This window comes from Pseudomonas sp. PD9R, assembly GCF_019200975.1.
In the GTDB taxonomy this organism is placed as follows: domain Bacteria; phylum Pseudomonadota; class Gammaproteobacteria; order Pseudomonadales; family Pseudomonadaceae; genus Aquipseudomonas.
The window spans coordinates 231,729-250,533 of the sequence record NZ_JAHTMR010000007.1; the positions used below are offsets into that span (position 1 = coordinate 231,729).

At 54.0% G+C, this 18,805-nt stretch carries 14 protein-coding genes, 1 tRNA gene and 1 pseudogene; 15 read left to right on the forward strand and 1 reads right to left on the reverse strand.

The window, feature by feature from the left end:
• The first annotated feature begins 51 nt into the window (after positions 1 to 51).
• From KUF73_RS16300 to KUF73_RS16370, 15 genes are all read left to right on the forward strand, one after another.
• Positions 52 to 456, forward strand: coding sequence for an acetyl-CoA sensor PanZ family protein (locus KUF73_RS16300; RefSeq protein ID WP_218439088.1), 405 nt, complete (start codon positions 52 to 54; stop codon positions 454 to 456).
• Between the two features lie 78 nt (positions 457 to 534).
• Positions 535 to 2,769, forward strand: a complete 2,235-nt coding sequence (locus KUF73_RS16305) for an AsmA family protein (protein ID WP_218439089.1) — start codon at positions 535 to 537, stop codon at positions 2,767 to 2,769.
• Entirely contained in the window at positions 2,766 to 3,833 is a 1,068-nt protein-coding gene (gene mutY / locus KUF73_RS16310) for an A/G-specific adenine glycosylase (protein WP_218439090.1), read from the forward strand. Before KUF73_RS16305 ends, mutY begins: the two co-directional genes overlap by 4 nt.
• Positions 3,830 to 4,102 carry an oxidative damage protection protein gene (locus tag KUF73_RS16315; protein WP_007897448.1) on the forward strand — a complete coding sequence of 91 codons (273 nt, stop codon included), beginning with the start codon at positions 3,830 to 3,832 and terminating at the stop codon, positions 4,100 to 4,102. Before mutY ends, KUF73_RS16315 begins: the two co-directional genes overlap by 4 nt.
• A gap of 103 nt (positions 4,103 to 4,205) precedes the next feature.
• Positions 4,206 to 4,281, forward strand: a tRNA-Phe gene (locus tag KUF73_RS16320).
• Between the two features lie 188 nt (positions 4,282 to 4,469).
• Positions 4,470 to 5,678 carry an integrase arm-type DNA-binding domain-containing protein gene (locus KUF73_RS16325; protein WP_218439135.1) on the forward strand — a complete coding sequence of 403 codons (1,209 nt, stop codon included), beginning with the start codon at positions 4,470 to 4,472 and terminating at the stop codon, positions 5,676 to 5,678.
• A gap of 60 nt (positions 5,679 to 5,738) precedes the next feature.
• A complete protein-coding gene (locus tag KUF73_RS16330) occupies positions 5,739 to 6,371 on the forward strand; it encodes a DUF3631 domain-containing protein (RefSeq protein ID WP_218439091.1) in 633 nt (210 codons plus the stop codon).
• A 241-nt stretch (positions 6,372 to 6,612) separates the two neighbouring features.
• On the forward strand, positions 6,613 to 6,837 hold the full coding sequence (locus tag KUF73_RS16335) for an AlpA family transcriptional regulator (protein WP_256345655.1): 225 nt from the start codon (positions 6,613 to 6,615) through the stop codon (positions 6,835 to 6,837).
• Between the two features lie 88 nt (positions 6,838 to 6,925).
• A complete protein-coding gene (locus KUF73_RS16340) occupies positions 6,926 to 7,264 on the forward strand; it encodes a hypothetical protein (RefSeq protein ID WP_218439093.1) in 339 nt (112 codons plus the stop codon).
• On the forward strand, positions 7,257 to 9,878 hold the full coding sequence (locus KUF73_RS16345; RefSeq protein WP_218439094.1) for a phage/plasmid primase, P4 family: 2,622 nt from the start codon (positions 7,257 to 7,259) through the stop codon (positions 9,876 to 9,878). The genes KUF73_RS16340 and KUF73_RS16345 overlap by 8 nt, the downstream gene beginning before the upstream one ends.
• Positions 9,879 to 10,861: 983 nt before the next feature.
• The gene (locus KUF73_RS16350; RefSeq protein WP_218439095.1) at positions 10,862 to 12,472 is read left to right on the forward strand and encodes an RNA-directed DNA polymerase; all 1,611 of its coding nucleotides are present in this window, start codon (positions 10,862 to 10,864) and stop codon (positions 12,470 to 12,472) included.
• 47 nt (positions 12,473 to 12,519) lie between these two features.
• Entirely contained in the window at positions 12,520 to 13,176 is a 657-nt protein-coding gene (locus KUF73_RS16355) for a hypothetical protein (protein ID WP_218439096.1), read from the forward strand.
• A 352-nt stretch (positions 13,177 to 13,528) separates the two neighbouring features.
• On the forward strand, positions 13,529 to 13,861 hold the full coding sequence (locus KUF73_RS16360) for a transposase (protein ID WP_218439097.1): 333 nt from the start codon (positions 13,529 to 13,531) through the stop codon (positions 13,859 to 13,861).
• Complete coding sequence (gene tnpB / locus KUF73_RS31405) at positions 13,858 to 14,193, forward strand: IS66 family insertion sequence element accessory protein TnpB (RefSeq protein ID WP_256345652.1); 336 nt, start codon at positions 13,858 to 13,860, stop codon at positions 14,191 to 14,193. The genes KUF73_RS16360 and tnpB overlap by 4 nt, the downstream gene beginning before the upstream one ends.
• A gap of 61 nt (positions 14,194 to 14,254) precedes the next feature.
• On the forward strand, positions 14,255 to 15,865 hold the full coding sequence (locus KUF73_RS16370; protein WP_218439098.1) for an IS66 family transposase: 1,611 nt from the start codon (positions 14,255 to 14,257) through the stop codon (positions 15,863 to 15,865).
• Between the two features lie 31 nt (positions 15,866 to 15,896).
• On the opposite strand, the pseudogene KUF73_RS16375 reads toward KUF73_RS16370, so the two are convergent.
• Positions 15,897 to 18,596 (reverse strand): annotated as a pseudogene (locus KUF73_RS16375) (FAD-binding and (Fe-S)-binding domain-containing protein); the annotation flags it as partial.
• Positions 18,597 to 18,805 lie beyond the last annotated feature (209 nt).

Below are 18,805 nucleotides of genomic sequence, written 5' to 3' on the forward strand. Positions count from 1 at the left end.
TCGAAAGATCGCAGCCTTCGGCAGCTCCGACATGACCTCACAGGAATTTCCATGCCGATCATTGTCGAATCGTTGAACGAAGCCACCAGCCAGGACCAGCAAGACCTGCTGAAGATTTACCGCGACGCTCCGGATTGGCTATTCACGCCGTTTGCCGCAGATGCGCAACTGATTGAAAGTTGCCTGCGCGAAGGTTCGATGATTGCCGGCCGCTTCAATGACCGCCTGCTGGGTGCGGCACGCCTGCAACGGCACCCGGACGTCTGGCATTTGTCTCAAATATGCGTACGAAAAATCACCCGTCGTCGTGGGGTAGCCGAGCGCCTGGTACGCGAAGCTCAGAAAATGGCTGAACAATCAGGCGCCGCACTGCGTCTGCTCGCACCCGCCGGGCACCTGGAAGCCCAGGCATTGGCGGCCAAGCTGAACGTGCCGCTGGACGTCATGTCGGCGTGATCACTGACCGGTCGTCCGTTTTGGAGCGCTATACTCCTCGGCTATATTTCGAATTCGACTAATTACAAGGACTCGCCCATGAAAGCGTTCGGCAAAATCCTGGGTCTGGTGCTTCTCGGGCTGTTGCTGATCATTGTGGCGCTGGGCTTTGCCCTGACCCACCTCTTCGATCCCAACGACTACAAAGACGAGATTCGCCAGATTGCCCGCGACAAGGCCCACATCGAGCTGACGCTCAATGGCGATATCGGCTGGACCCTGTTCCCGTGGCTGGGCCTGGAACTGCACGACGCCGGTGTGGCGACCCTGATCAAGCCCACCGAGCCATTCGCAGATCTGCAGATGCTCGGCCTGTCGGTGCGTGTATTGCCGCTGCTGCGCCGCGAAGTTCAGATGAGCGACGTGCGCGTTGAAGGCCTGAACCTGCGGCTGAACCGTGACAAGGACGGTCACGGCAACTGGGAAGACATCGGCAAGAAGCCGGCACCGGCCTCTTCCGCCACGCCGACCACACCTGCCGCCCCCACGGATGAGCCTGCCGCGCAAACCACCGCCCAAGCGGAAAAACCGCCCCAGCCGATCCGTCTCGACATCGACAGCCTGACCGTCAACAACGCCCGCGTTGAATACAACGACGAAAAGACCGGCAAGCAGTTCAGCGCCGAAAGCATCCAGCTGAGCACTGGTCCGGTACATGACTCCACCAACATTCCCATCAAACTCACCGCGTTCCTGGGCACCAACCAGCCGGTTCTGCGGGTACGCACCGAACTGAACGGCGAGTTGCGTTTCGAGCGTGCATTGCAGCGTTACAAACTCGAGGACATGAAACTGTCCGGTGAAGTCGCAGGCGATCCGCTGCAAGGCAAAACCATGACCTTCGCCGCCCAGGGTCAACTGCTGCTGGACAAGGCCGCCAACGTCGCCGAATGGACCGGGATCAAAATCTCCGCCAACCTGCTGCGTGCGCTGGGTGAATTGAAGGTCAACGACCTCGACAAAACGCCACAGGTCAGCGGCGGCCTGTCGATCGCCCAGTTCGACCTGGCGAAATTCGTCGACAGCATCGGCCAGAAACTTCCCCCGATGGCCGAAGGCAGCCTGAGCAAAGTCGAACTGGTCAGCCGCCTGGCGGGTACACCCACCAGCCTGGTGCTCGATGACATCAACCTCAAGGTCGACGACAGCACTTTTAGCGGACGCATTGCCGTGGAAGACTTCGCCAAGCAGTCGCTGCGAGCCAGCCTCAAGGCCGACACCTTCAATGTCGACCGCTATCTGCCACCTAAATCTGCCGAGGCCAACAGCGCAACACAGGTGCGTCAGGCCGAAGTCGCCAGCACCGAAGCCGATGCCATGGCAGGCGCCGGCAGCACGCCACTGCCACAGGCACCGACCAAAGACGCATGGAGCAGCGAGCGCCTGTTGCCGGTGGAACGCCTCGGCAAACTGGATGTGGACGCAGACCTGACCTTCGGCCAGTTAACCCTGGAAAAACTGCCGATCCATAACGCCGCGCTCAAAGCCACCGGCCAGGGTGGGCTGCTGACCCTGGAAAACCTGCGTGGCGACCTTTACGACGGCAACTTCGAAGCCAAGGGCACCCTCGACGTGCGTCAGCAGACGCCCGCGCTGAACATGCAAACCCGCATCAGCCGGGTGCCGGTGGAAAAAATCCTCGAAAGCCAGGGCAAAAATCCACCGGTCAAAGGCCTGGTTACGCTCAACAGCACCCTGACCGGTAACGGCAACAGCCAGAAAGCGCTGATCGAAACCCTCAACGGCAATGCCAGTTTCGTCATCAACAATGGCGTGCTGCTGAACGCCAACCTTGAACAACAACTGTGCAAAGGCATCGCCACGCTCAACCGCAAATCCCTCAGCGGCGAGCCACGGGGCAAAGACACTCCGTTCCAGGAGCTCAAGGGCAACCTGACGTTCCGCAACGGCGTAGCCAGCAACCCGGACCTGAAAGTGCGCATCCCGGGCATGACCGTCAACGGCGACGGCGATGTCGACTTGCGGGTGCTGGGCATGGATTACCGCGTGGGCATCATCGTCGAAGGCGACAAGAGCGACATGCCAGACCCGGCCTGTCAGGTCGGCGAGAAATTTGTCGGCATCGAGTGGCCGCTGCGTTGCCGTGGTCCGCTGGAACTGGGGGCCAAGGCCTGCCGCTTGGACAACGAACGCATGGGCCAGGTCGCGAGCAAACTGGCGGGTGACCGGATCAGCGAGAAAATCGACGAGAAGCTGGGCGACAAGGTCAGCCCGCAACTCAAAGACGCGCTGAAGGGGCTGTTCAAGCGATGAAAGCCGAGCAGTTTTCAACGGCGGTACTGGACTGGTTCGACCGCCATGGCCGACACGATTTGCCCTGGCAGCAGAACATCAACCCGTATCGAGTGTGGGTCTCGGAAATCATGTTGCAGCAAACCCAGGTCAGCACCGTGCTGAATTACTTTGACCGCTTCATGGCCTCGCTGCCAACGGTCGAAGCCCTGGCGGCCGCACCGGAAGATGAAGTGCTGCATCTGTGGACAGGCTTGGGTTACTACACTCGCGCACGCAATCTGCAGAAGACCGCGAAGATTGTCGTCGCCGAGTACGGTGGCGAATTTCCGCGAGATGTCGAAAAGCTGGTTGATTTGCCAGGCATCGGCCTGTCGACCGCTGGCGCGATCGCCAGCATCAGCATGGGTCTGCGCGCGCCGATCCTCGATGGCAACGTCAAACGCGTCCTGGCGCGTTTTACTGCGCAAGAGGGATATCCGGGCGAGCCGAAGGTCGCCAAACAGCTCTGGGCGAGCGCTGAGCGCTTTACGCCGCAGGATCGGGTCAACGCCTACACCCAGGCGATGATGGATCTGGGTGCAACGCTTTGTACCCGCAGCAAACCGAGCTGCCTGCTCTGCCCGCTGGAAAAGGGCTGCGAAGCGCACATGCTCGGCCTGGAGACGCGCTATCCGATCCCCAAACCGCGCAAAGCGATCCCTCAGAAACGCACACTGATGCCGTTGCTCGCCAACAATGACGGCGCGATCCTGCTTTACCGTCGCCCTTCCACGGGGCTGTGGGGCGGTTTATGGAGCTTGCCGGAGCTCGACGACCTCGACGACCTGCAACATCTGGCAGAGCAGCACTCGCTGGAACTGGGCAGCCAACAAGCGCTGCCGAGCCTGGTGCACACCTTCAGCCATTTTCAGTTATCCATCGAACCCTGGCTGGTTCAGGTCCAGAAGGTCGGCCATCACGTGGCCGAGGCCGACTGGCTCTGGTATAACCTCGCCACCCCGCCGCGCCTGGGCCTTGCCGCCCCGGTCAAAACCTTGCTCGAACGCGCGGCCGCCGTATTGAACGCAGGAGAGTCGTCATGACCCGCACTATCATGTGCCGCAAGTACAAAGAAGAATTGCCAGCCCTGGAGCGCGCTCCATTCCCGGGCGCCAAAGGTCAGGACATTTTTGACCACGTCTCGGCCAAGGCCTGGGCCGACTGGCAAAAGCACCAGACCCTGCTGATCAACGAAAAGCGCCTGAACATGATGAACGCCGAAGATCGCAAATATCTTCAGGGCGAGATGGACAAGTTCTTCTCCGGCGAGGAATACGCCAAGGCCGAAGGCTACGTGCCGCCTGCCGAGTAAGCCCGTGAAATCGGGGGTTGGATCGTAAGCGACGGTAATAATTAAATATTTTTTGAAAACTTGCTTGACGACCCCCTGAAAAACCCGTTTAATGCGCCCCGTTGCCCAGATAGCTCAGTCGGTAGAGCAGGGGATTGAAAATCCCCGTGTCGGCGGTTCGATTCCGTCTCTGGGCACCACTAATTAATTTCAGGTGGTGTCTAAACCACCCGAAAGCCCCAAAAAACCCGCCTAGTGCGGGTTTTTTGTTGTCTATGCTTTCCTATACCTCCCAAGCGTGCCCCATTTTTTGGGGGCATATCGGGGGGCACATCCGGTTCGGTCTTTTACATGCCCCTACGGAGATGCCCCGATGCCACGCAAAACTATTCCGCTGACTGATTCCTCAATCAAAGCGGCTAAACCCAAAGAGAAACCGTACAAGCTGAGCGATGGATATGGTCTGTATTTGGAGATCATGCCGAACGGCTCCAAGCTATGGCGCCTGAAATACCGTCACTCCGAAAAAGAAAAGCGCTTAGCCTTGGGGGCATATCCAACTGTTCCTCTACAGAAAGCCCGCCAGCGCCGCGAGGAAGCACGCCAGTTGCTGGCAGATGGCATTGACCCAAGTTCCGAACGCCAAGCTGCTAAGCAGGCGCAGAAGGCCATTAAGCTGACTTTTGAGGTACTGGCGCGGGAGTGGTACTCCTACAATGCGCCACGCTGGGCTGAAAGCACCGCCTACAAAGCCAAGCTGTATCTGGAAAACGACCTTATCCCCGCTATTGGCGCGCGCGCCATTACCAACATTGCCCGCCCCGACTTGGTGGAGCTGGTGCGAAAGGTGGAAGCGCGCGGCACCCTCAACGCCGCGGGCAAAATTCGCCAATGGCTGCACCAGATATTTCGCTATGGGCTAGCCAAGGGTGTCATAGAGATCAATCCGGCCACCGACCTGAACGTGGTAGCCGCACAGGCAAAAGCCGTCCGCCACCACCCACACGTTGGGTTTGCCGATCTACCAGAACTATTGGGCAAACTTGAAGCAGTGAAAATCCACTTGTTCACTCGCTGCGCCATCCACTTGCTGATGCTGACCGCCGTGCGGCCGGGCGAACTTCGAGCCGCGCCTTGGTCGGAGTTCAATCTGGACACCGCCACTTGGACAATACCTAAAGAACGGATGAAAGCACGCCGCCCACATGCGGTTCCCCTGCCCCGCCAAGCTGTAGCAATCCTGCGCCAGCTAAAGGCGATCTCTGGAGGCTATGCCTTGTTGTTTCCCGGACAGCAGAACCCAGATCGCCCGATGAGCGAGAACACCATCAATAAGGCGTTACGCCTAATGGGTTACGAAGACCGTCAGACGGGGCATGGCTTTCGCCACCTGTTGAGCACAGAACTGAACGGACGCGGCTATAACCGCGACTGGATCGAGCGCCAGCTTGCTCACGGCGATTCTGACGAAATACGCGACACCTATAACCACGCCACCTACTTGGAACAACGCCGGGAAATGATGCAGGCCTGGGCTGACTCCATCGATGCTCTTTGCGTGAGCGCCAACGTGGTGAGCATCAAGCGCAAAGCGTGATTCCCAAGCAGTATCAGCTAGTCTCAAGCCATCACACGTTCATCTTCGGGAGAACATCTGATGGCTACATCCCAGCAAGCCCAGCAATTTGGAAGAAAGAAAACAAGGCGCCCACGGAAGGACATTGGTGCCAAGTTATACCGCCATGAATTGGAAGCCCTTCGGGAAGTTGAGGGCTTAGTGGCACATGGAAAAACCTACGAAAAAGCCCGCGCTGAAGTATCAAAAAAACATGGTGTTGGCACGCGCACCCTTTCACGAGGCAAAACGCTAGCTGCTGACTTGGATATCATGGTGAACCAGCCGATGGCGCTTTGGCGGTCACTTGGGCACGTCTTAGAGGGGGACAACCCGTTTCGCCAGCCCCCAAAGAAATTCAGCCTCGACAGACAGATATTGCCCGCAGTAAATGCAGTATTCGACGCTAGCAAGGTAACCAAGATATCAAGCAACAATCTAGTGGCCGCCTTGGTTACAAGCGGGGTATCAACTTGGGTGACTTGTAATCGCGGCAAGCCCGTCTCTGAACGCCAACTGGCAATCAAGCTTTCGAAATTTGGAATCCGGCCACGAAAGATTCGCCAGGGCTCCAAAACAATGAATGGCTACCACCTCAAGCAGTTCCAATACGCATTCAAGCGATACCTCCCAAGCAGCACCCATGTCACAAATGGAACAATTCCATTGGAGTGACGGATGAAGAATGCTGGAAGCCAGTGCTGGCAAGGGTTGTGACGGATAAAAGCCACTGGCGAATTGTTGTCGTCGCCAGATCCACCGCGAGGTCCTTAACTAATAACCATGTTTACCGCGCAAACCCAAGAGGTCGCAAAACATGGCAAGCCCTACCCAATCCAAACCTCGCATAGACGTGAAAGCCGCGCTAGAAGAAACGCAATGCGAAGCCTTGCATCATCAGAGCGCAGTCGAAGAAATTCGCAAATGCGCCAAAGCCCCCGTCGAGCCATACATTTTTATCAAGCTACCCAAGGTGAAGGCGCTGACAACCCTTTCCGCCTCTGAGATCTACCGCCGCATCGCTGCCGGTACGTTTCCCAAACAAGTGGCGCTAGGGCCGAAGTCCGTTGTATGGATTGAATCCGAAGTGCTGGCTTGGCGTGAGGTGTGCGTCAGCGAAAGCCGAGAAGAAGTCGTCTAGCACTGCCAATTTTCTGAGCAGTCGTTTTAACCATAAGTTAATGGGGCGCCTTCGGCTTGCCTGAAGTAAGCCCCCGGAGGACTTAAAAATGGAGTTGCCACTAGTTTGGACGCAAAAAAAACAGCTTAAAAAGCCTGTATACAACGCGAAACTTGAAAGAATAATTTCGCCCTTCTGCGTCAGTCTAGATCGTGCGTCAGCCGATATTCTTTACGACGAATTGAAAGGAGCGAAGGAGATAAAATTTCAAAGCTCGTTGGACTATATCGCGTGCGTTGACTTCGTTGACGCTTACGAGTTGATGACGATAGCCACCCTCGACACTCTCCCTCTTTGGTGTTTTGTTAAAAGTCTAGGGGGGCGACTGGCAGCGCGAATCAAGTGTGGGCGTATCGTCCTTGTGTATGCGGTGGAAAGCCATGAATAGCGCTGACATGGTCAAACTCAAAAAAAGTGTCTCCCTGGTGGAACTGATCAGGGAGGACGTGGCGCTGGTCAGTGCAGGCAGAGAACACACGGGCCTATGCCCCCTGCACAACGACCACCACCCCAGCCTGCGCGTGTACATCAGCAAGACCGATAGTGCTGAACGCTGGCATTGCGCCCCCTGCCAGAAGGGTGGCGATCACTTCGACTGGCGGCGCGAGTTTCACGGCGAGAACCTGCAAGAAACGGTGAAGGTATTGCAGAGCCGAGCTAATGCCCAGCCGTCGACACCGTCGAGCGGGCAGGCCAAAGCCCAGGACAAAAAGCCAAAATGGACTGTGGTCATGCCGCCGCCGGACGCACCGCCGCCCCTAATGGTCTGGAAGGGCCCGTCTATTGGCCACGTGCCAGTGTCGGAAGCCTACGACTATCGGCAGGCTGACGGCGCGCTGGCCGGTTACGTCTGTCGGATCTATGTCGACGGCAAAAAGGAGACGATCCCGCATTGCTGGAGCAAGGAGGACAACAAATGGCGGCAACTTTCCTTTCCCCCGCCGCGTCTGCTGTACCGCTTGAATCTACTGGGGGACGCCGCCCGTGTGCTGGTGGTCGAAGGTGAGAAAGCCTGCAATGCGGCGTCCAGGCTTGTGCCGGACATGGTTTGCATGACTTGGCCAGGCGGCTGTCCCGCCGTCAAGCAAGCTGATTGGTCCCCGCTTGCCGGCAAAGAGGTATGGTTATGGCCTGACTGCGATTCACAATCCTACAAGGACACCGACCCGCGTGCAGGCGAGTATCTGCCGTACAACGAGCAACCGGGCGCCAAGGCCATGGCCAAAATCGCCGACATACTGCTGGGGCTGGGCTGCACCGTGCATCTGGTGAAGGTGCCAGACCCTGGTAGTGACTGGTGTAACGGCTTCGACTTGGCAGATGCCCTGGAGGAAGGCTGGACCGAACGGGACGTACACGAATTCATGGATGAAAACAGCGCCGCCCCACATGCCCCCGCTGTTAATGTGCAGGCAGCCCCACAGCAAAAGGACGAGTCACCGTCATGGAGCGATGACCTGCCGCCCGAAGATCAGGGGCAAAACCACCCCCGACTGGTAGAGGTCACTGACGACTACATGCCGCTAGAACTGGGCGATATCGCGCCGCCATGGCAGCGCAAGTCGCGCAAAAAAAACCCGCCACCGACTGAACATCCGCCGTTTAATACCAAGAGGACAGCGCCACGCGAACCGGCGTTTATTTCGGCGGACGACATGAACCAGAAGTATTTGGCTGAGTGGTTTGAGTGGCACTTGCTTGAAGTTCTGCGCTACTGCAATACCAACAAAGCATGGTTCGAATTCAGTGATGGCCATTGGCGCAAGGATCAAAAAGGGCACGTCCTGCTTCAGTCGAAATTGATCTGCGACACCTACGCCCTCAACAGACCATCGTTCATGAACCGCAAAACCTACTGCGACGTGGAACAGATCGCTCGAACGCTGGAAAACTTTTCCGTCACCGCCGAGATATGGGACAGCGACCCGCTGCTACTGGGTACGCCTGAATCCACTGTGAATATGGACACTGGCGAGATCTACGATCCACAGCGCGAGGACTACATCACCAAAATTACCGCCATTAGTCCCGCCCCTGTAGGTTCAGTCCCCAAGCTGTTTTTGAAATTCCTGCGGGAGGTTACCAACAACGACCCAGAACTGATTCGTTACCTGCAACAGTTCTGCGGCTACTGCCTGACCGGGATAACTGATAAGCACAAATTCTTTTTCATTTACGGCCCAGGAGGCAACGGCAAGTCAGTATTCCTTAATATCCTGCAATGGGTTCTCGGGGACTACGCGACGGTTGCGGCGCCGGGAACGTTCATAGCGACCCATTATCAGAAGCACACCACAGACCTGGCTATGTTGATGGGCTCTCGTCTGGCGACCACCAGCGAGACGGGTGAAGGCCAAAAATGGGACGAAGATAGAGTTAAACGGGCAACCGGGGGCGAACTGTTGACTGCCCGATTTCTATATGGCCAAAACTTCACCTACTTCCCGCAATTCAAGCTGGCATTCATCAGCAACAACAAACCGAACCTCACTAATGTCGACGCGGCAATACGGCGTCGGATCTACATCATCCCTTTTCTGTACACGCCCATCACGCCCGATGAACACCTGGAAAAGAAACTACGCGATGAAGGACCTGAAATTTTGCGCTGGATGCTTGATGGATGGTTTGACCTAAAGGCCAACGGATTCGTGATCCCGCAGGTGGTCGCCGACGCGACAGCGGAATACTTTGACGAGCAGGACGTTATTGCTGAATGGGCAGGCGAGTATTCCGAGCTTGGTCCAACATCAGGGGCGCGCCCTTTTATGGACACCAAAAGGAAGCTGTACACCAGTTATGTGAGGCATTGCGCGGAGGTTGGCGAGCAACCCAAAAAGCAAACAGCCTTCACGCAAGCGCTCATCCGAATGGGTTGCGAGAACGCTTGGGTCGATAGTGTTAGAGGCCTTAAAGGGATACACCTCAAAAGCCGCGACACCCCATCCGACCGACGCGAACAGCCGGATAATGGATGGGACTATACAACCAAGGACGACTGACATACACGTGTAGGCGCCAGGCCCGACCTTCGTGTCGGGCTGTTTTTGAGCCGCCCCGCGAGAACCACGCTTTTTGCGCGTTATCACACTTTCGCCACGTTTCTTTTAAAAACTGTAATTAGTTGAAAGTCACGTACTTACTGGCTTACAGGATTTTCGCCACACCTGCCACACTTATTCATATAAAGTAACTTAATGTGTGCGTGGGTCAAGTATAAATATTTTAGACAGGCACATATAGAATATGTATATAGACAACAATACCCGGAAAAATGTAAAAATGTGGTAAGCCTGATTTTTAATGTCCCTATATAACTCTATAAATGCCTATAAAATTCACACTTTGAAAAAGCGAAGTGCGGTAAATCCAGGCTGCCGCCGAGTCCTAACACTGGCCCCAGAGCCTGTGTGAATTGCACCGGCCACCTCTTTAGTGAGGAAACGAAAACAAACCACGTCAACTGGAGCTCATCGGGGGCTCGCAACATCAGGGCGACCATGGCTTACCGACGTTGCCGACCTACCGAGATGCTAGCCAGCTCAATTGTCGACCCACGCCTTGTCGATCATAACGACCTAGAGAATCAGTACAACAAACAGTATTCGGCGTTTGCCGCGTACTCAATCCGCACCGCACAAATGCCAACGCCTAGTCTTGATGGTGCCCCCCCGTGACCTAAATCATCTCGTGAACCGCCTGAGGTGCTATGCATGCATCGGCCGGAAACGTCAGTGGAGACGAGCTGCGCGCAGCATGCACGCCAACCGAAGCATAAATTACGCGAACATCTGACTCACGAAGAACTTTGAATCGCGATTTTTTTAAGGGCTTGCTACCTTATTGACTGGAAAAAACCTAAAGCGGGTCGTTTCTAGCATCGGTGATCGACCTTGTATGGCTTTCTTTGAAGGGGCGTTAGTCTCATTACCATTAAGGCCAAATAAAAATTTGAATTTTTCTAGATAAACTCATGGAGCAGAGCATGCCGATCATAACAAAAAAGACGTTAAAGTTAGCCGTAAAAAATATTGCAAAATTTGGCGACACAGATATTTTTCCATACCCAATTGAAAACCACATGTTCAACGACATGGAAGACGGTGTTGTTTCGGTTCTGGAAGAAATCGATAAAGATTTTGATGCAGCTGTAAAAAGCATGCCAATCTTGACGGCAAAAAATTTGTCCGTCGTAGGATACAGTGGCTTCAGGTGGGGAACACAGATAGACCCAATATGGAATGCATACTTACTTGCGCTAGTGATGACAATCGCTGACGAAGTCGAATCAAAAAGGGTAGCTTCCGATATTGTTTTTTCATACCGATTTAAACCGGATGAGTTAACGGGATCGCTTTTCGACAAGGAAGTCGGCTGGCAAAAATTTCAACGCACCGCAGTTAGCCATGCGCAAAGTAATGCATTCGCGCTCAGATGCGACATTTCAGATTTTTATCCACGCATATATCATCATCGCCTTGAAAACGCGTTAAAAAAAGCCACAAACAACGGCGTCATAATAAAACGAATTATGACCATACTTCAGTCGATTTCCGATAACGTGTCCTATGGGTTGCCAGTAGGGGGCCCAGCTGCAAGAATTCTTAGTGAGCTTTTGCTCAACAGAATCGATCGACTGCTAATAAGCGAATCAATCACTTTTTGCAGATTCGTAGACGACTTCGTAATATTTGCCAAAAACAAAGAAGAAGCTTACACCGCACTAATTTCATTGAGTGACTTACTACTGACCAATGAAGGCCTGTCTCTTCAGAAAACAAAAACCAGAATAATGACATCTAAAGAGTTCCTGTCGACATCTGAGTTTTCTTCACCTGAAGAGCATGAAGGCGAGGGAGATACAGAGGAACGCGCCTTTAGAAGACTTCGCGTTTACTATGATCCTTATTCTCAAACTGCGGAAAGTGACTACGAGCAACTCAAAGCAGAGCTATCAAGGTTTGACATTGTAGGGATGCTTGGTCGAGAGCTCTCTAAAAGCCGTATTGACGAGGGACTTTCAAGACGACTAATTTCGGCCCTGAAACACCTTAAACCTGCGGTCCAAAACGACGCTATAAAATCGCTTATAAACAGCCTGGATCTTTTATACCCCATATATCCAGCCGTAATGCTGCTATGCCGGGGACTGACAGAGAGTCTTGAGCCCGAAGTAAAGCAGGAGCTTTTTTCAAAATTAAGAGCCCTTATCTCGTCAAAATCATATATAACGCAAGTACCTACAAATTTGGCGTATACGCTAAGAGTTCTGGCCGCCGATCTTTCAGAAGAAACTGAAATACTTTTGTCGGATCTATACAAACAACCGCTGAACATGATGATAAAAAGAGACATCATTTTAATGATGGCTCATCGAGGCGCGGACCATTGGATATCAAACTGTCGCAAAAGCTACTCAACATTAACTGTTTGGGAGCGTAGAGCGATGCTTATAAGCTCATACATACTTGAAGACGAAGGAAAGCATTGGCGGGATTCAGTAAAGCACGACCTAAACGACTTTGACCGTCTCATACTCAATTGGGCCGCAGAATCCAAGCAAAAGAGCCATCCAAACTGGAGGGTCCCAGTATGATATCGGAGCAACATTTCTCTTCGAGCTTTACATCCGTGTGGCACGAAATGATTCCTCTTGCCGACACATACTGGCGTCGAGAAAACCTAAGAGTAGCTCGCGAGCTTTCACCAATCGAAAATATTGCACCAGTTTCCTTAAGGGGCTTCTTAAATGAACTAGCATTTGAAACTTTTAAGAAGGCTAAAATTTCTGGAAAACAACCAAGAAAGGAGGTAATAATACCGCTTATTCACGAGTCTATTGAAGATGTTGCGAATTATATTTTAAGAATAACCAATGATGAAAAATCAGTTGCGCGCCTACTTGACGACGCTTGCACGGCAGAGGTTTTTAGTCTCACACGAAATTTGATGCATTTTTTTCCTTCCAACAATGATTGTGTATTCAGACCGAAATTTTCAGGCTGCGGACTAGTATCAGCTTGCGAAGGGGATCTTATTTATAAAAACTGCTTATATGAAATCAAGGCCGGAGATAGGGGCTTCCGAGTAAGCGATGTGAAACAGCTATTGATTTATTCCAGCTTGGCTTTTTCGCAGGGTGAGATGAGCTTCTCAAAAGTTGGTTTATTTAATCCGAGAAGTGGATATCACTGGGAGCGTACGCTGGATAGGTTGTGTGTTGAACTCAGTGGAACTCGTGAAAGCGACGTGCTTTCTAGCATTACAACCAGCATGACCCAGCTCGCAATATCACGATGAAAAAAGCAGGCTTTTTCACAGAAAAAGCCTGCATTCGTAGCATACAAGCTAGGCATTTGGCAGTCGGGGATGGGCCAATGAAGGGGGTATATGACATGGAAAAGAAGCCAATTGTGCTCGACCAACTCCGGCAGTAGGGCAGGTATACCTGCTCATTTGCCATCACTCCGTCCGAAGCAGGAAGATCACCGACAGCGGTGGTGATTGTTATCCTGCGGGAGCTGGATCGCATTGCTAGCAGTCCCCGGTGTATGCGTCCGGCCAAGTCATCTACCTAGCCCCGCAAAGCCAAGACATGGTGTGCACTTAAATTTAAGTGGGCACCAGTTCTAGCCTTTTAAGCGGGTATTTCATGCAGCCAACACGCCGTTCCTACTCCAAGTCCTTCAAAGCCCAAGTCATTCAAGAGTGTGCCCAGCCCGGCGCTTCGATTGCCAGCATCGCACTCAGCCATAACCTCAACGCAAACCTCGTCCACAAATGGATTCGGCTGCAGACGCAGAAAAGCACAGCACTGCAACCTGCATTTATTCCATTACCCGTGTCGCTGGCTGGGGCAAAATCTCACTCATCATCATCGAACATCTGCGTTGAAATACAGCACCCGCGTGGCATCGTCAAAGTGAACTGGCCCACTGAAAATGCTGCTGCCTGCGCGACCTTTCTTCGAGACCTTTTGCGATGATTCGCATCGACTCCATCTGGCTCGCCACCGAGCCGATGGACATGCGCGCCGGTACCGAGACGGCATTGGCCAGGGTGATAGCGGTGTTCGGTGCGGCGCAGCCGCACTGTGCTTATCTGTTCGCCAACCGCCGCGCCAATCGCATGAAAGTGCTGGTGCATGACGGCTTCGGGATATGGCTGGCAGCGCGCCGGTTAAACCAAGGCAAGTTTCACTGGCCTGGCAATCGCCACGGCTCTGAAATGGAACTCGATACCGAGCAGCTTCAGGCATTGGTGCTGGGTCTGCCATGGCAACGCGCAGGTTCTGGAGGGTCGATCACACTGCTTTAACCGCTACCATTAGTCTATCGGTCTATCGCCGCGAATTGCCTGCTCTGGCAAAATCGGCGTCATGACTTCGCTTCCCGATCTCGCTCACCTGACCCCTGAACAACTGCGCGCCTTGGCGGCGCAGTTGATGCAGCGTGTCGAGACGCTCGACCACCAGGTCGACACACTGGGCAAGACGGTAGAAACGCTCGACCAACAAGTTGAGACGATGGGTAAGACCGTTGAGACCATGGGCAAGAAGATCAGCCGCGACCAAACGCTGATCGAGAAACTGACCCACGAAATCGCCCAGCTCAAACGTTTGAAATTTGCCAAGCGTAGCGAGCAGATGAATCCCGAGCAGGCCAGCCTGCTCGATGATCTGATCGACACCGATATCGCGGCAATTGAAGCAGAGCTTCAAAGCTTGCAGGCAGTGATAACTCCGGCAGAGAAAAAGCAGAAGCCCAAGCGCACCGCATTACCGGCTGAGTTTCCGCGCACGCAGATCCATCACGAACCGGACAACACTCACTGCCCATGCGGTTGCGCCCTCAAGCGCATCGGCGAGGACGTCAGCGAGAAGCTGGACTACACGCCCGGCGTATTTACCGTTGAACGCCATGTACGTGGCAAATGGGTTTGTGACGACTGCGAAACGCTGATCCAGGCACCCGTTCCGGCGCAAGTCATTGATAAGGGCATCCCGACTTCGGGCCTGCTCGCCCACGTCATGATCGCCAAGTTTGCCGACCATCTGCCGCTTTACCGTCAGGAGTCGATCTTCGGTCGAGCTGGCCTGGCGATTCCACGCTCAACCTTGGCTCAATGGGTGGGCGTGACTGGGGTTCAGTTGCAGCCGCTGGTCGATGCGCTGCGCGACGTGGTACTCGGGCAGCAGGTTATTCACGCCGATGAGACACCTGTGCAAATGCTCATGCCGGGAACTAAGAAAACCCACCGTTCTTATGTTTGGGCCTATGCCACCAGCCAGTTCTCGGACGTGGCAGCGGTGGTTTACGACTTCAGCCCCAGCCGCGCCGGAGAGCACGCTCGCAACTTCCTGAATGACTGGAAGGGCAAGCTGGTCTGCGATGATTTTGGCGGTTACAAAGCCAGCTTCGAACTCGGCGTGACCGAGATTGGCTGCATGGCTCATGCGCGGCGTAAGTTCTTTGAACTGCACGCTACGAATAAAAGCACGCTTGCGGAGCAAGCCCTGCGTTATATCCAGTTGCTGTACGAAATCGAAAGCGAAGTCCGCGATCTGGAACCGGATTTACGGCGCCGAATACGGCAAGAAAAGGCCGTCCCGATAATGAACATGCTACATGCCTGGATGATCGCCCAGCGCGACCTTGTGCCCGAAGGCTCAGCCATCAGCAGAGCACTCGATTACAGCCTGAAACGCTGGGCAGCGCTGTCGCACTACCTCGATGACGGGGCTGTACCCATTGATAATAATTGGGCGGAAAACCAGATACGACCATGGGCTCTTGGGCGCAAGAACTGGCTGTTTGCAGGGTCGTTGCGCAGCGGCAAACGGGCGGCAGCGATCATGAGTTTGATCCAGTCTGCGCGGCTAAATGGTCACGACCCGTACGCCTATTTGAAGGATGTTCTCACGCGGCTGCCGACTCAGCGGGCGAGTGAAATCGATCAGTTGCTGCCGCATAAGTGGCGACCGATTTAATCACGCAAGGCGCGATGCCCGGACGCTTACCCTCGTCCGACTGTGGGAGTACCTCTACTAGCCACTCTTGAGGCAACAACACTGCAGGCGCCTGGTCGGTTCCAAGTGTCTTGGCGTACTCCTGTCGATACACCAGTGTCATTGCAGGATCGAGCCCCACCAATGGCACCTCGTACCCTTGGATCTGGCGCAAGGATTCAGCATTGAAATGCGCCGCCTTTTCAAATGCCTTGATGAAACCTTGAACCTGCAGCGGCTTACCATTAGGCGCAAAAGGCGCAATATAAATCTGGAATCCAAGCCTCGATATCAGCTCGATCCAATCAGAAAGCACTGGGGTTTCGAAGTAGCGGGTGAAAGCATCCTGGACGAGAATCACGCTGCGATCTCGCTGTTCCTTCCCTAAAGCCGACAATCGCTCAGAGGTGGCAATCTCGACTCCCCAGCGCTGACATACGGCATCAAAGTCCATCAAGCTCAGTAGCGGGCTGTCGACCATGCCTGCGACACGCTCAAGGACAATGCGAACTGGTCGAGCACTCATGACAAAGTTGTAGAGGCGGGGCATACGAGAAATGTAGGGGATCGTGTACTCCAACGAGCCTATTAAATAGTCCTTCAATGGACGCAAATACCGGCTGTGGTAAAGCTCCAGAAACCGAGACCGAAATTCTGGGACGTTGACCTTCACTGGGCATTGCCCCGCGCAGGATTTGCATGCCAAACAGCCTGCCATCGCCTCGTAGACCTCATGAGAGAAGTCTTGCTGCCCCAGTTTGTATGCGACTGTATTTACTGCTCGTTGCGCAATGCTGACTACATTGCTATTTGAACGAAGTTGATCACTGGCAGCGATGACATCTACGTCCTGTTGGCCCTGCAATCTCAACCACTCGCGAATAAGGGATGCTCGACCTTTAGGTGAGTGGATGCGATTACGTGTCCCTTTCCAGGAGGGGCACATGGCGTCGTCAGGGTCAAAGTTGTAGCAAGCGCCATTACCATTGCAGTGGACGGCTGTGTCATAGCTTTGCCAGACGCGCTCATCAATTGTCCGGTCGAGTTCGCCTCGCAACTCAACTTCATCTACGCGAGTTAAACGAGCATGAGGTGCCGTCTTGGGCGTTGCGATCTTGCCAGGGTTAAGTTGATTGTGTGGGTCGAAAGCGGCCTTCAAATCCTGCAGGGCAGGGTAAAGGTCACCGAAGTAATCCGGTACATATTGGGATCGCAATCCCTTGCCATGCTCACCCCACAACAAGCCACCATGCTTTTGCGTTAAGGTCGCGACGGCGTCCGATATCGGTTGAATCAGGGAGGCCTGAACGGGATCTTTCAGGTCGAGGATTGGACGCACATGCAGAACGCCTGCATCGACATGCCCGAACATTCCATACTGCAGATCATAGCTATCCAACAGCGCACGGAACTCCTGGATGAAATCAGCAAGGTTCTCAGGAGGTACGGCGGTGTCTTCTACAAAGGGCTGCGGCCTGGCTTCACCTTTGACATTGCCCAGCAACCCTACGGCTCGCTTTCGCATCGCGTAAACACGTTTGAGCGCATCAGCACCTATTGCTAGCGTGTGCCCCAACCGTCGCACTGAAGTATCGCGCTGAAGGTGAAGCACAAACGCATGAACACTTTGCTGGACTGCCTCTTCATCATCTCCGCTGAATTCAACGAGGTTGATCCCGAGTGTGGGTGCGTCTGGGTCTTCGGGGAAATACTCCGCGACGCCGTGCCAGACAATATCTTTCATGGCCAACATCAGCACCTTGGAGTCGACCGTCTCAATCGACAGTGGCTTCAACAACATCAGGGCATTTGCGTCCCTGAGGGCATCCATGAAACCGGCATAACGCACGTTGACCAAAATTGAATATTTTGGGATTGGCAGGACATTCAGTTTGGCCTCAACGACGAATCCCAACGAGCCTTCGGAACCACACAGGACGCTGTTGAGGTTGAAGCGATCATTCTCCTCGCGAAGGTGTGCCAGGTCATAGCCCGTCAGGCAGCGGTTGAGTTTTGGAAATGTACGCTCGATCAGATCTGCATGATTGTGCGCGATGTCCACAGCGCATCTGTAGACCTCTCCCACCCGATCTTTACGAGCGGTTACTTGCGATAACTGTCCGCGATCCAACACCGTACTATTAAGGCGATCACCACCGAGCAATACGGTCGAAAGCTCCAAAACATGGTCGCGGGTTTTGCCATAGGTACAGCTACCCTGGCCACTCGCATCGGTGTTGATCATTCCTCCGATAGTGGCGCGGTTCGAGGTAGAGAGTTCGGGCGCAAAGAAAAGGCCATAAGGCATGAGCGCCGCATTGAGCTGGTCTTTAACCACACCGCTCTGGACACGCACCCAACGCTGCTCAACATTGATTTCAAGGATGGCGTTCATGTGGCGAGATAAATCGATGACCACACCATCTGTGAGCGATTGACCGTTAGTACCTGTTCCACCTCCACGAGGCGTGAGCACAATAGGCCTGAATTCAGGTTGCATCACGAGCCGTGCCAATGTTTCGACGTCTAGGTCATCCAGTGGGAAAACGGCAGCTTGGGGTAGGCGTTGGTAAATCGAGTTGTCCGTCGCCAATACCGTCCTATCACCGTAACTGCGAGCGATTTCGCCCCGGAAGCCTTCCTTCGCAAGCTGACTTAGATATTCGTCGTAGTTTGCGGTCTGGAGATTGGGGGGAGACAACCGAGAGATCATGGTGAATTTCCTACCGGTAATTGGGCTTATCAAAAAAATCTAATTCTGTAAGCCCAGCCATACACAAGGGTGTGCCATAGCGCTCAAGCGATCCTCTCCGGGAAGAAGATTGAATCCTTGAGTTGCATATGGGCTGTTGCTTATGTGGATTAACGTAGATGGCACGGAGTGTGAGGGACGTTTAAATTTGCGAGACTTCCAACAGGGGA

Excerpts from the sequence above, each read along its gene's own strand:
- KUF73_RS16360 (WP_218439097.1), top strand. The coding sequence starts at position 13,529 with ATGCAGCCAACACGCCGTTCCTACTCCAAGTCCTTCAAAGCCCAAGTC.
- KUF73_RS16370 (WP_218439098.1), top strand. The coding sequence starts at position 14,255 with ATGACTTCGCTTCCCGATCTCGCTCACCTGACCCCTGAACAACTGCGC.
- KUF73_RS16355 (WP_218439096.1), top strand. The coding sequence starts at position 12,520 with ATGATTCCTCTTGCCGACACATACTGGCGTCGAGAAAACCTAAGAGTA.
- KUF73_RS16300 (WP_218439088.1), top strand. The coding sequence starts at position 52 with ATGCCGATCATTGTCGAATCGTTGAACGAAGCCACCAGCCAGGACCAG.
- KUF73_RS16340 (WP_218439093.1), top strand. The coding sequence starts at position 6,926 with ATGGAGTTGCCACTAGTTTGGACGCAAAAAAAACAGCTTAAAAAGCCT.
- tnpB (WP_256345652.1), top strand. The coding sequence starts at position 13,858 with ATGATTCGCATCGACTCCATCTGGCTCGCCACCGAGCCGATGGACATG.
- KUF73_RS16345 (WP_218439094.1), top strand. The coding sequence starts at position 7,257 with ATGAATAGCGCTGACATGGTCAAACTCAAAAAAAGTGTCTCCCTGGTG.
- KUF73_RS16315 (WP_007897448.1), top strand. The coding sequence starts at position 3,830 with ATGACCCGCACTATCATGTGCCGCAAGTACAAAGAAGAATTGCCAGCC.
- KUF73_RS16350 (WP_218439095.1), top strand. The coding sequence starts at position 10,862 with ATGCCGATCATAACAAAAAAGACGTTAAAGTTAGCCGTAAAAAATATT.
- KUF73_RS16330 (WP_218439091.1), top strand. The coding sequence starts at position 5,739 with ATGGCTACATCCCAGCAAGCCCAGCAATTTGGAAGAAAGAAAACAAGG.
- KUF73_RS16305 (WP_218439089.1), top strand. The coding sequence starts at position 535 with ATGAAAGCGTTCGGCAAAATCCTGGGTCTGGTGCTTCTCGGGCTGTTG.
- mutY (WP_218439090.1), top strand. The coding sequence starts at position 2,766 with ATGAAAGCCGAGCAGTTTTCAACGGCGGTACTGGACTGGTTCGACCGC.